Source organism: Pseudomonas baltica (assembly GCF_031880315.1).
GTDB lineage: Bacteria > Pseudomonadota > Gammaproteobacteria > Pseudomonadales > Pseudomonadaceae > Aquipseudomonas.
Map to the genome: position 1 here is coordinate 6,388,387 of NZ_CP134771.1, position 13,292 is coordinate 6,401,678.

Annotated in this window: 6 protein-coding genes; 3 read left to right on the plus strand and 3 right to left on the minus strand. The window is 56.2% G+C overall.

Annotated elements, in window-relative coordinates:
- Positions 1-57: 57 nt before the first annotated feature.
- The 3 genes from REH34_RS29045 to REH34_RS29055 are packed head-to-tail and all read right to left on the minus strand — an operon-like array spanning position 58 to position 6,166.
- Positions 58-4,974, minus strand: a complete 4,917-nt coding sequence (locus REH34_RS29045) for an RHS repeat-associated core domain-containing protein (protein ID WP_311970154.1) — start codon at positions 4,972-4,974, stop codon at positions 58-60.
- Between the two features lie 44 nt (positions 4,975-5,018).
- Complete coding sequence (locus REH34_RS29050; RefSeq protein WP_311970155.1) at positions 5,019-5,585, minus strand: hypothetical protein; 567 nt, start codon at positions 5,583-5,585, stop codon at positions 5,019-5,021.
- Positions 5,586-5,602: 17 nt separating this feature from the next.
- Complete coding sequence (locus REH34_RS29055; protein ID WP_311970156.1) at positions 5,603-6,166, minus strand: hypothetical protein; 564 nt, start codon at positions 6,164-6,166, stop codon at positions 5,603-5,605.
- A 201-nt stretch (positions 6,167-6,367) separates the two neighbouring features.
- Here REH34_RS29055 and REH34_RS29060 point away from each other — a divergent pair, with 201 nt between their 5' ends.
- From REH34_RS29060 to REH34_RS29070, 3 genes are read left to right on the plus strand one after another with little or no spacing between them, the layout of a single operon-like run.
- On the plus strand, positions 6,368-8,146 hold the full coding sequence (locus REH34_RS29060) for a hypothetical protein (protein ID WP_311970157.1): 1,779 nt from the start codon (positions 6,368-6,370) through the stop codon (positions 8,144-8,146).
- A 38-nt stretch (positions 8,147-8,184) separates the two neighbouring features.
- On the plus strand, positions 8,185-10,605 hold the full coding sequence (locus REH34_RS29065; protein ID WP_311970158.1) for a hypothetical protein: 2,421 nt from the start codon (positions 8,185-8,187) through the stop codon (positions 10,603-10,605).
- 30 nt (positions 10,606-10,635) lie between these two features.
- Complete coding sequence (locus REH34_RS29070) at positions 10,636-13,254, plus strand: hypothetical protein (protein WP_311970159.1); 2,619 nt, start codon at positions 10,636-10,638, stop codon at positions 13,252-13,254.
- The last annotated feature ends 38 nt before the right edge of the window (positions 13,255-13,292 follow it).

A 13,292-nucleotide genomic window follows, 5' to 3' on the forward strand; every position in this document is an offset into this window, starting at 1 on the left:
TCAGGCGGGTTCGCCCCCTGAAATGGGGGCGGATTTCGTGCAGGATTTGGGTGCTTGCTAGTACATTTGCTCGGCGCTCAGAGGACTGCGCACCCGCTTTTCCCTATCGCGCGTAGCGCCCGTGAACTTGAATTTTGACCGCATTTGTGACGTTTGCCCCAACCCCGCCTCGAACTCCGTTGACAGGCCGCTGACAAAATCTATGTTGCTTCCACTAGGATCGTCGTATCTAAAGGGGGTTTCCACGTTAGGGGCGACGTTGGTCGAACCGATACCTGTTCTAGGGTCAAGCATCATTTCATTGACGGGTGATCGAGGTTTTACGCTCGGCCTAGGTCTTGTAATGCCAGCGTAAGGTATCGATTGGCTGCGCGGTGATACTTGCGGCGCTTTGGTTTTAGGGCGAGGAATGTTCTTTCCTTGTTCGTATAGCTGGTCCATCCGTATGCGTTTGCTCAGCTTCGCACCAATCTTGGGTATCGCTTGTGACAACGATGCGCTGATCCCGACAATCCCGACAATCAACGTGAGATTGTCATAAATACTATAGGCTTGGGTACTTTTACCCTTCGCCTGGATATCGTTGAGCCACGCGGTCCTGAGCGACAATTCGGTCATCTCGATCGCTAGTCCAACAGAGAGCGAAGCCAGGCTTAACCCCCCGGTCAGTGGAGCGAATACCACTGCGCCCAGAACAGCAAACATTGTGCCCATACCCAGTGAAGCGAGGGCATTTTTCCCGGCTGCGGCTGCAAGCGCCTTGTTATATTCACGCAACTCCCGTTGCGGTTGCGCGAAGTGGCCGGATGGATCACGCAAACCAACAGGGTCGCCCAAGCAATAGGCATAGGAGTTCAGACCGCCCACGCCGAACGGGCTGGCACTGTCAGGGCTGAGGAAGCGACGCAGCTGCGGATCATAGGCGCGATAACCCTTGCCCAGCAGGTACCACCCAGTGTCCGCTTCACGTACCTCGCCATTGAAGGCCAAAGCGCTGTCGAGTGCTTTGGGGGTATCACCGTAGCTGGTGTAACTGGCGCGTTTGACCTGCCCTTTACCCCTGAGCTCGGCAAGCACGGTGTGGGTCTCGCCACACAGGGTCAAGAGGGTGTCATCGGGTTCACCCACACGTTGCTCGCCCAGCGGTACCTCGTCGGCGTAACTGAATGAGCGGACACGTTCGCTCTCCACCATGCTGCACACTTTATTGCCTTGATAAAACCGCAGCGTCTCGGCGTCCGTGCTGCGAGTCACACCCAGAAGATGGTCGTGCGCATCGTAACGATAACGGGTGAGGGGCGCGCCATCGGCTTGGCTGACTTGCAACAGGCGGCCCTGGCGGTCGTATTGTAGTGCGCGGCCGTTGGCATCGAGTGTCAAGTTGCCGTCAGCGTCATAGCTGAACAGGGTTTCGGCCGGGTAGTCGGGGTGGGTATGGGTCACTGCGCGCAACTGGCAGCGATCGTCGTCGGCATAGAAGTGGCGGGCTTCATCTTTACTGCCATCGCCAAAGCAGCGCGTACAGAACATCAGATTATTGAGCTCGTCGAAATCGAACTGCTCACAGACAATCGAGTTACCGTAAGCGTCCTGCGGCAGGTCCGGCCCACTGCAGACATACTCGATGAGGCGCCCGCGCAGGTCATACGTGAAGCTTTCGCGCAACGCTAGTGTCTGCGCAATGCCGGTACGCAACTCACGATGCTGCAAATGACCGTCCGGCGCCCAGGTCAGCGCCGTCTGGTATTCAGCACCCGACAGGCGTTGGGTGCGCAGGATTTCGCGTTTCAGAGCATCATATTCCAGTTCAGTGACCGAGGTATTGCCGCTGTATAGATCCTGCGTGGTGGTACGAGCAAGCTGACCCTGGGGGTTATATTCGAAATCGGTGCGCAGTTGCCCCGCAACAGTGCGTTGGATTCGACCGCCGGCATCATATTTGATAGTGGTTTCCAGTTGCGTGGCGCCGACCCGCTCGATCTGCTCCAACAAGCGTCCAGCCGCAGAATGACGATAGGAGACCTCCCGAGTTTTCCCTGCGGTCTCACTGCGCTCCAGGATGATCCTGCCAGCTCGATCGTAGTGGTATTCCTGCGTCCCCTGGGACGAGGTGGCTTTGGTAAGCGCCGCCGTTATCGGGTGATACTCGAAGGTGCAGGATTCTTCGGCGTGGGTAGCGGTGGCCTCGTTGCCCAGGCCCAGATCATATTCATAGCTGATGGTCTGTTGTGCGGGGGTGATACGTTCATCGACCACGTCCAGATTGCCGTAGTAGCGCAATTGCGTGTTCCGTGACCCTACCGTTGACTGAACGACACGCTCCAATCCATCGAAGCGCTGGCTCGCCACCACGCTCGGTGCCGTTGTACGGTGATTGTGGCTCACCTGGATTTCGGTGATCAACGCCGAGCTGCTGTGTTCGGCATAATGCTGATAGATACGGGTTCGGTCCGGCAACTGCTGGCGAGTGAGTCGCCCGAACACGTCGTAATCGTGGGAAGTGCGGCCGCCGTTGCTAGCGATCTTCAAGCGCACCTGGCCGTACCCGTCATAAACGGATCGCTCGCGGCTGACCCAGGCAGCATCGGGCTCCGAGTCGGGCGGGTAGATGATGACGGATTCCGGCTTGCCGAACTGATTGTTGTACGTGGTGGTCTTGGCCATGCCGTCCTGCCACCGGGTCACGGTTCGCTCGAAGGGGTCGACCAGGGTATTGACGCCAATTCCGTTGGCATCCACCTCGCGGCGTTCCTGGTCCCACTCGTCGTACTCCAGGCGTCGAGTCGTCGCCAATGGCTGGTCGTCGAGCCAGTCGTGTCGGGTTTCCTCGAGCAATTGCATTTCGTGGCCATACTGAGCGCTATACACCAGCCTGAACTGATCATCGTCACTACTGCCATCTGCTTTTTGCTGTAGCTCGCGGATCGTACGGCCCATGCCGTCGAGCTCCTCGATGGTTTCGATGCCTTCTGCATCCACCACGCGATGCTCGGCAAAGCGCCCCGTAGTCGTGGGCCAGGAATAGCTATAGCGGCGGACGGCAGGATACCGGCCGTCGGCACTGTCCACCCCTTCACTGGTCAGGCGCCCTAACGCGTCATATTCATTGCGCAGGATGCGACCTTCAAGCGTGTGCTCTTCCAACAGCAAGCCGGTATACAGCTCGAAACACTGCAGGCTTTCGCTCGTGGTCCCATCGAACGCGTGGCTGACTTGCTCCCGGTGGGTCAGGCCCCCTGGGCGAGTCACATAGTCATAGTCGTGGGTGATGGTGGAACGGTAACCGTTTAGCTCTTCGACCGTGGTATGCGGCTTGCCGTGACGCCCGGGGATATCCGGGCAATCGTAGTAACTGTAGGTGGATTGCAGCTGCACCTGTTCGCCGGCTGGCGTCTCGGTGCTGGTGGTGGAGGTGTCGAGCACCAGCGGCGTCACCGGGCCACCGTTCAGCGGTGGATGAGTCTTGTACGTGTAGGCCGTGATCATTACCGGCTCATCGCTGTACACCCGCGTCGACTGTTTGCGTTTGACCGGTATCTTGCGGGCGCTCGTCAGCCGTGGGAGTGGCGCCGCAACCGGAGCCGACGGCTTGGCCGGATAACGTCGATGCGCTTTGGCCTGGCGGCAGAATCCGTACGGGTCTGGAGGGCAGCCAGGCTCCCCCAGTGCCGAGTAGTAGCTCCAGGTCTCGCGAACGCCACTCGGATCGATATGCTCGATCTTGTTGCCGAAGGCGTCGAAGCGAGTGGTTTCAACTTCGTCGCGCAGACTCGTGGGGTCGTCCACCAAGGTCCACCGCGACAGGGTCTTGCGCGGCAGCTGGCATTGCGGCATTTGCAGATCGAAAGGCAGGCTGTCGTCCAGATGGTACTCGGTTGCGTTGATCAGCCGAGCGTTGCCGTTGGTGGTCACTTGCTCGGTGAGCAGGTGATACCGATTGTAGGTGGACTTGATGGTGCGCCCCGCAACATTGTCCTTGTAGCGGGTCTGGATGCTGTAGTACTCGTAGGCCTCGGTCACCCTGTAGAGATTATCCATGCCATCGTCGCGCCAGGTGAGGCTGGCGGCGTTATAACCCAGAAAGTTGTTGCTGCTATAGGTATAGCGCGTTTCGGTCACCGGTTGTCCGCGGCCCGGATCGATGACGTGTTGGGTGACCCTTGGCAGCACCTTGTTGCTGGCGGGAAATGGATGACGTCCGCCATGTACGTTGGTCTCTATCGCCCCTTGGGGTGAGCGCAAGCTCTTGAGGCAGGTGTAATCGCCAATACGCTCGTAATCGAAGCTCCATCGCGCATTTTCGCCGCTCGGTAAAATCAGGTGCTTCAGCCAGCTAGTGCTGGTGTCGAGCATCAGCATGTAGGTGGCCAGAATCCGGTCGCTAGCGCCCTCCAGATAGCTGATGTTCAGGGAGCCGCTGCTGTACCTGAGCAGCAACAGCTGTCTGCCATCTGCTTGCTTGACCTCGCGCAGACGCTGAAAGTTGCCATAAGGCTCGTAACTCAATGACAGGGAATGGCCTTCCGGTGACTGAATCTGCACCGGTAGCGCCAGCACGTAGCCGGCGATCCCGCTGGCGGCCAGTACTTCCACCAGCCCGTTCTTGTGCACCACGCGATAACGCCCAGCGCCTTCGTCGAAAAACTTGAAGGTCTCGAGTTTGCATTCGGCGATCTTGGGTTCCGAGCCTTGCCCTGTGACCTTGTAGGTTTCGCCGCTGGCGAGGGAGAGTACCCGAGTGGTCGGGTTGAACTGCGTTAAGGACAGGTCCCAGCCGACACCGTAGCCACTGTCGCGCGTATTGATAGGGCTGAAGCTCAAGCCCAAAGGTAACGCAGGGCCGCAGAGCTGGTTGCCATTGAGCTCGGGCAAATTGACGGTAACCGTGTATTGGCCGGTACGCGGGTCTACGCCATTGCTGACAAAACTCACCGCGTTGAAGGCGTTCGAAGAAATATTATTATGTGCAGTCATGTCGATCCCCTTCCTGGGTCATGTCGTTAAACATCGTATGGGGTTCAGAAGTCGAAGTGAAAACAGCTCAAGTACTCATGAATAGGATATTCTGGAGTAAGGGTCTGGCTTTTCGAAACCAATCGAAGATTCTCGACTACCGCTCTGCCCCCGTGGCTATTTGCACGCACTTCACCCGATGCGGGACTGGCACTTAGCAGATCGTCTATGTCGAATGGTTTGCTGGTCCCGGTGATATTGCCGACTGTTTTGATGTCGATACGAAAAGCGTATTCGCTTTGAGTTTCGTCGCAGTCGTTGGGCGGCTGACGGGGGAGCCCGCTTATAGGACGCTCACGCACCCCATAACTGCGCAACTTTATAGTCACGGCAGAGCGTACATCTTTTAGCTGGATTGTGTTGACGGTGTTGATATCACAGGGTTCGAACGTGCCATACTCCCAGCTGCTGATTTTCCTTAAAGACTTTTCAGTAATCGGAATTAAACATGTTCCATTCAGGATAATAGAACCAGTATTGCGAGGAAGTCTCGAGTCTGCTTGCGCAATAACTGAAAAAAGCAGATACACTAATCCTGCCCATCGCCAGTTGTTTTTGTCTGTTACGTTCATTGTCATCTCCAGGAATGTTAGTTTCGGCTATCGCGGATCTGAATGCAGTTCAGGTTGCGCAGGTAGTCATAACTCGCGTCCTTGTCGTCGCCGACAGTCACTACTTTGATCACCTGTAAATTATGATCCACAGTTGTTCCGGGCTTGGCGGCGCGTAGCAGTGACTGAATTTTCCAAGGATCTTTGTTGTCACTGGTATATTCGCCACGAGTTTTAAACTCAATGTCATACCAGACCGGGGCATCCGCTGCAGTGCTACACCCGTTTATTCCCTGGTATTCGATAAAACGTATGGTTGTAGCCGACGGAACTTCAGTAAAGATAATCCCTTTCGGCCACCTTACACCGCAATTAGCTATAGGGACCGCTATGGCAATATCACGATTAGACGCGGGGAAGTGGCAGGCGCCAGGCCCCTCATGCCAGTCAGTCAGCAAGCTAATTGTTCCTGTAGTGGTCTTGCTGCCAGAAACAGTAGTAGCAGTATCAGCCGGTCGATGACAACCCAGCAAGAAAAATATAAGCGAAGCGCCAAAAAATATAGTCTTCGCTGAATGCCAACGACCTGTTAGGAAGTTCATGTCAAACCCTGCTAGTAATTAACGTTTGGTGCTGCCAATGATCATCAGCAACTCGAAGCCCAACGGTAGCACCCGTTTTTGGTTTGCGTACCTATCAGTTCTGTGAGTATCGGCGGCCTGCAATTGCGTTCGACAATGCCCGACAGATACACGTCTCCCCCATTACGAGATCGCGCTGGGGCATTGAAGAAGGACTGAGATATGGCACTCGATCTACCACCCCCTAGGGTTCCGGGGCTGGATCAATATGGGGTCCTGGACCTTGAAAAGCTGAACAACGAAGCGCTGCGCACGATCTGCCAGGCGACGACGGCCGCGAAGGGATTGTGGCTGCATGCTTATTGGCACGGTACTACCCGCAACGGCGAGAAGCGCGACTGGTTTCCCGATTCTCGGGAACTTGTGGAAGGCGATGAAGAGATACTGGTCGAAATCCCATACCTCATGCTCATAGAGCTCGACCAGGGCCATGCGGTGCTTTCCTACACGGTGCAACCCACCTGGGAGTTCGAACATGACTACCCGGAATCGCTTCGGGTCAATATCCTGGTCGGCTTCCGGCATTTCCCCGGGGCAGGCCTGACCGTCGCCTCCATAAGGGAAGCGCACCGGCTGCAATTCGATGCCAGTGGCCTCGATGGCAGGGGCGCGATGGCGGCGATCCCACCATGGCAAGCGATGCAGGCGGGTGACAAGGTGTTTCTGAGCTGGCAGGGCATTCGCGACAACGGCGGGAATATCCCCGAGTTCAGGGCTGATCATGAGGTGGTGGAGTCGGAAGTGGGCCTGCCCGTCGGTTTCGAGATCCCGTACTCGAACATTGCGTTGATTAGAAACGGTACTGGGGTGCTGAGTTACTCCATCGAGTACAAGGACGGCGGCAATAGCGCATCACCCACGCAGAGTTTCGCCATACTGCCAGCGCCAGCCGATCGTCTGCCCATGCTGCGTATCCTCGAACATACGGGTGGCGGCCCTATCGATCCAGGACTGGTCAGCAATGGCCTGACGTTCCGCATCGCGGCTTACCCTGAACTGCAGGAAGGCGACTCGCTGATCATCAGCATCGAGGATACCGCCAACCATCAGGTCGAATTCATCACCGGTATTCGCTTGGACCGCAGCTCGGTAGACAGCGGCTTGCTGGAAGCGACCTTGCAGGGGGACTGGCTCGAGGATTACCTGGATCGCAACATCGCCCTGCGCTATCAGGTTGCCCGCCCTGGCATGGGCCAGGGTGGCGAGCCTCTGGTGCTGGCCGTGAGGGCCACCATGAAACTGCCGTTGCCGGTGGTCGACGGTGCCAGTGGCGCAGGTGAAGCGCAAGGCGAGTTCAAGGCCGGGGACACCAAGGACGGCATTCGTGTTCGAGTGCCCAGCAAAGCGGTTTATCCCGCCGACGCGCAGGTGCAGATGCACTGGGAAGGGTTCGCGGGCACCGGTAGCGAGATTGTCACCGTCTCGGACGGCGCCAGGCCGCCGAGCTTTTTGATCAGCCCCAACGTGGTCGCGTCGAACATCGGCAAGGTCGTCAAGGTGTTCTACCGCGTCACAGCCAATGGCGACGCACCCCGTGATTCCGAGGTTTTCAGCCTCAAGGTGCTGCCGATTCCCAGTAATGGCTATCCGACCCTGCAATCTACGGATGCGGTCAATGGGGAATTGCAGGTGGCGCGGCTTGGCTCCTCGGGAGCCTTGATGAGCGTCGCCCCCTGGCCCCTGATTGCGCTGGGGCAACTGCTGACGATATCGGCAATGGGCACTCTGCGCACCGGCATCGTCGAGACCAACGAATTCGTCAAGGCCCGCAGAGTCACCAACACCACCGCGCCAGTGCAGGCGTATTTGAGCAAGGAGTGGCTGCTCAAACTCAAGCCCGATTCCACTCTTGAATTGACCGTCAGTGTGACCGCTGATGGAGGGGAGACGAGTGTCCTGTTTCCAAGGGTTTATTTCAAAATTATCGCGCCGACCTTATAAGTTGTAAGGCGGCTTTACTGCAAACAGAGGACTACATCATGTCAGATCCATCAAGTGACGATACTGCCATTGACATCAGCAAAGACAAATTGCTGGAATGGTTGCAGACGAAGAACAGAACGTTCGGTTGGGACGCGTTAGCCGCCTTTGATCGGGCTACGATTAATGCAGCATTCCGTGAGCAGTACCTTCGACGCTATACCGGAGGTGGACGTCTTCCTCTTATTACCGGATCGGAGCCGGTAGGAGACCGCGTTTATCGGTTTTTTGAAAACATATCGCTGGGCTCTGCTTTGGTGTCATTCGAAGAGTCGAGCATTGAAAAGACGGCCCCGGTTACGCGCGTGACGTTGCCTGTTGTCGGAGGTCGCGAAACACAATACGAATATGCAGGTGAGTCCTTTGTCACCTGCAAGAGAATCAATGAGATCACCGCGTTAAACGCGCCGAACATCAGTGGCCTGATAAATTTTAGGCCTTTGCAACAAATAGGGCACGTGGGGGTGATCGCACTGGATTTGGCTGATGGGACCTACCAGGCAAACTTTGGTGAGACCATTTGGGATCCTGGCGAAAATAGCAGACTTTTAAAAGAAGAGTTTACAAAATGGGACAAGGCCGACCGGCAATGGATTGTGAGTCGGGTTCGGAGAAACACCGGTGCACTCGCGATTCAATCATTTGCACTAAGAACCCAGCGCAAAGCGCCATCGGCGAGTCGCGCTGAGGTTGGATATGGGGAAGGTGCCGTCGTCGCCTTCATCAAAATGGATGATTCTTTCGAGACATCCACTTGGCCTGTGCGTGAATCGGACGTTGCTTACCTGGTACCTGATGATAGCGCCAATGAGTACACCGCTACGATTATCCTGCAGGATGCAAGGTTATTGGTGGCCTGCTTGAAGGCTTATTTTGTTGGTGATAGTGAAAATTGGGCTGTGCTCATGCCGCCTCCCGCACCGTTCGCGGCCAGAGTGAATAGAGCAAATGCAAATACTCGTCTGGAGGTGACCGAAGGGCTGCTGAATGTTAATTATAATGATTGGATTGTGTGGCCGCTACCAGGGTCGAGATATCCCGCAGTCGCGCTTAGGGGCACGACTGTGCCGCTGGCCGCCAATGGTCCAAAAGTATCAATTGAAGTCGAAGGCCGTGATTCGTCGGGTAGGTTCAATGACGTTTTTTTGATAAAAGTGGAAGTGCCCAGTGTCGTCGTTCAACTTGAAACTTCTTATACTGATGGCAATCCTAACAATGGCACCCGAAGGTGTCAGATAAAAATCAGCGGCTCGGTTGCTATCCGCTACAAACTGCAGTTGAATGCGACTACCCAGAAAATCGAGGCGAATGTGCTATCAGCTGCCGTATCTGGGGTGGATGCCAGCGAATATAACTATGACTCTGAGGTAGTTAGCTGGGGGGATGTGAAGTCGACAGTCCTCCTTCTTACGACAATGATATTCGAAAGGATGGCGGGCAAGGTGCGAGTTGCAACTGGCTTGGAGACGGTGCCCTTGAGGAGCCTGCTGCTTGATCGGCCTTTCGAGACACGTCTCAGTCAAGCCGCCTTACGCCAGGATATGGCAATGTTTGGCCATATCGCCCCAGGCTGGCTGGATTTTACCGTGACCGACCAGTTTCCGGTATTAGCCGCTGGTAGCACTCATGATTTCGCTATTTCCAAACCCGGGTCCGGGGTGACATGGTCGGTCCACAACTTGCCCGATGAAACCCATTACCCGGGTTCCATAAGCTCAACGGGCCGATACACCGCACCGACGCTCGCACAACTCAATGGATCGCAGGTGCAAGTGGTGGTCCAGGCTGTAGTGGGCTTGACCCGCGCATCCGCTCTGGTAACTACCGTGCGTCGATCGCTTGAACTTAACCCGCTGATTCAATTCACCAAAATCCAGTCACGTAGCGACACCAAGATATCCTTTGGTTCACTCTCCACCACACCTGCTGTGTGGACGGGCCCGGCCGCTGAGGATGGAACACTGCAACTGATCCCGGGCGAACCCAACGCGCGGCTTTTCATCCCACCAGAAACGGCTATCGCCAATGCATTGGTAAGGGTTGTACCGATCAGCGTTACCGTCGGTAGTCTCACCGAACGCGTGTTCGTAGCGGTTTTGCATAACCTGTTGCCTATATTCCAGCCGTTGGCAAGTCAGTTCGATAGCGCAAATCGCACGGTACAGCTCAGTCTGGAGAATGACCCTCCAGGTATCACCTGGGAGGTCGTGGCAGGTTCCGCGACCATAGCCAGCAACGGATTGCTGACAGCCGATGCCGATCCCGTGCTGCCATTCGCGTTGGTGGTTGCCACTTATCAGGCACCCATTCCAGGGCTGCCACCTTATTGGGGCTATATCCTGCTCGCCTTGCCACTGGTTTCGTTCCCGCCTGAACCACCGGCCCCGGAAGCTTCCAATTTGCTTGTTTGCATTGGCTGAGCCCTTTCCCCTATATCAGGACTTATCTTCATGGCTACTAAACAGCAGTTATTGCAACAACTAAAAAGTCGCTCCCATACCGCGGGTTGGGGCGCCATTGCAGTATTCGAGGGGACGAGGATTGCCCAGCGCCTGGCGGACCATTATTCCCTGATGGTTCATGGCTCGGCGGCATTGACGCCTATCGAGGCCTCGCAAATCCGTACTAGCGAGGACGGCAGTAGTTTCGCCAGCCTCACGGGTATGGTGTTAGAAGCCCCCCGCATCTCGTTTATATCCAACTCTTTGCAGGATTCACGGATGTTGGTCAGTTTTGCCCTGACCAAAGGGATATATACCGAGCATAGCCTGAGCGTTGGTCAGGCTGAACGGGTCACTCGCATCATTAACGCCAGCGTAGGGCGCACGTACCGGTTCACCTTCGAAGTCGATCTGGCACAGCAGGAGGGCACTGTAGATCCTTATGGCGCGGTCAAGCTCACCCTTGGGACAGGCCAAAATCCACACTGCGAGTTGGGCTCTTTCGATGTCGCCCGCAGAAAACTCGGCGAATTTCTGCTCGAGCAAATCAACTTGCGCTATGCCAGCCATGCGAGTGGGGAACTGCCGCTAGGCTGGATCGAAACCGAGCGCGGCCACACGCTGCCGAAAAGTTTCGTGCTCCGCACCCAGGCCAAGCCTGACAGCGCCAGCGGCGAGGGGGCGGTGGTACTATTCATTGCGCATCCCGACGGTACGCGTGGAGGAGTTCCCGATGACGCCGCGTTCCCGTATTTCATTCCAGATGACCCGGGCAGTGACTACAGCGCCACGGTGTTGGTGGCGCCTACGTATCCGAAGTTAAGGGAGGGCGAGGCAGAGCGGTTAGTTGGTCAGTTATTATTCCCGAACGAGAAGTACTTTTCAGTAGTCAGCCGTCATACTGATACCGTGGATGAGGTTGTATTCGGGCGCTTCAGCAAAGCAGCCTCCGCACCGGACGCACCGGACGCACCGCGCGCGCAACGCCATACACCTGGAGTGACCGCGCAAGTGATTACCCGGGAAGTGAGGAGCGCGGCGGTGAGGATCCAGGCCTCGAGCGACGCCACGCAAGTCTGGACCTGGCAACTTGAAACTCCCGGCCTGGGCACGCTCGTGCCCAACGGCGCGTCCGCAACCTATACGCCTCCGGCAGCGCTGGCGGCGGGCGAAAAAGTGGCTATTCAGCGCGTGCTCGCGACGCATACCCCATCGGGTGCTTACCATGAGGTTTGTATCATCCTTCAGGCTGAGGCCAACCGGATTGAAATCTATCCGCCCCTGGCAAAAAATTTCGCCCCCAATGCCGCCTTGCTTCTAGAGGCCGACGATGATATTTACGCCGGCCATCCTGAGTTTCGTAACCGCTGGACGGTCATTGGCGCAGGCACAGTCGCCGAAGATGGGTTCTATATATCGCCGCAAAACCCTACCGCCGATATCGAAGTCGTCGTCTATGAGTGTTGGATAGAGATGGGCACAGGTGTAATGCCCATTGGATTTGGCTATTGCATTGTCCAATTCGACATGAGTACCAAGTCTGCACACTGGGAAAACCTGACACTTAAACTCAAGGCCGCGTCGACCGGTGCTAGACCTTACGCCAATGGTCTGCAGCAGTTGGAGATCGCTGTGACTTGGGACACCGGCGAAAATGGCAAGCCGTTGCTGCCTGAAGAACTTGCAACCCTGCGGCTTGTCTTCAAGGACGGTCGGGAAGTGCCGCTTCTGCCAACGACAGTCGAAGGCTTGACACAGCCTCCTTCCGGGTCTACCGACCCTGTTCCGGCGTGGGCGTTCAGTACCAAGCGCAATCGTTTCAATCTGGCGCGCGGGACGAACGCTCACGACCTGGCCGCTGTTCCGAACGATACACGAACCGTTCCCCTATATTTACACACGCTGGCGGAAAGTCCCGCCGTTTTTGCTGTGCGTTTAACCGACATTTACAATCGTGAACATACTTCCAATGTCTCGGGCGGCGAGCAAGATGAGCGGGAGCTGACGGTGGAACCTCGTGCTGTACCGCAGTATTCGTCTTATCAGTACGATACGACCAATAAACGCGTCGAAGGCGGATACCAAAGCAACGACCCGAGTGATCAGTACTGGAAGCCAGACAACCCTAATAACGCGTGGAACTTTACCAGTGTCGATTATTGGCATTATCAACTGCTATTTGATCAGCAACGGATCAGATTCCTGCGTTTGCAATGGGAGCAAGACGGTCCCGGGGTCAGATGGGAAAGCCCGTACCCCAAGGAAGACGCATTCAGCTACCTGGGCTATATGCTAGTAGGGGTAGAGCGCGAGAGCGCACCTCAGACGCACTTGCGATATGCGAGCGAACTCTACAATTCGGTGTTGTATGACCGTCCAGACTTCACCGATGAGGTGCCAGGCTCCAGGGTGATCGATGCCGAGAAAGGTGACACCGGTACGCTGTTGATTTCGCTGCATCGGGTGCTGGAAGTTTTCTATCGGCAAAAATCGTTGATTCCGGGCTTCAATCTCGAGCGTACTTTCACCGCCGTCCTGTGGGATGAAAATGGTACGCGACATCGCAATTCCTTTGGGTTCGAAGCCGATAAGCGGGAAAGGGTAGTGCGGAATTCCCAACCTATTTAAACCCCCCGCTATGCCCATGGCCCGCAGGGGTCATGGTT

Bases quoted from the DNA above. Each gene is read 5' to 3' on its own strand.
- REH34_RS29045 (WP_311970154.1), bottom strand. From the start codon at position 4,974: ATGACTGCACATAATAATATTTCTTCGAACGCCTTCAACGCGGTGAGT.
- REH34_RS29050 (WP_311970155.1), bottom strand. From the start codon at position 5,585: ATGAACGTAACAGACAAAAACAACTGGCGATGGGCAGGATTAGTGTAT.
- REH34_RS29055 (WP_311970156.1), bottom strand. From the start codon at position 6,166: ATGAACTTCCTAACAGGTCGTTGGCATTCAGCGAAGACTATATTTTTT.
- REH34_RS29060 (WP_311970157.1), top strand. From the start codon at position 6,368: ATGGCACTCGATCTACCACCCCCTAGGGTTCCGGGGCTGGATCAATAT.
- REH34_RS29065 (WP_311970158.1), top strand. From the start codon at position 8,185: ATGTCAGATCCATCAAGTGACGATACTGCCATTGACATCAGCAAAGAC.
- REH34_RS29070 (WP_311970159.1), top strand. From the start codon at position 10,636: ATGGCTACTAAACAGCAGTTATTGCAACAACTAAAAAGTCGCTCCCAT.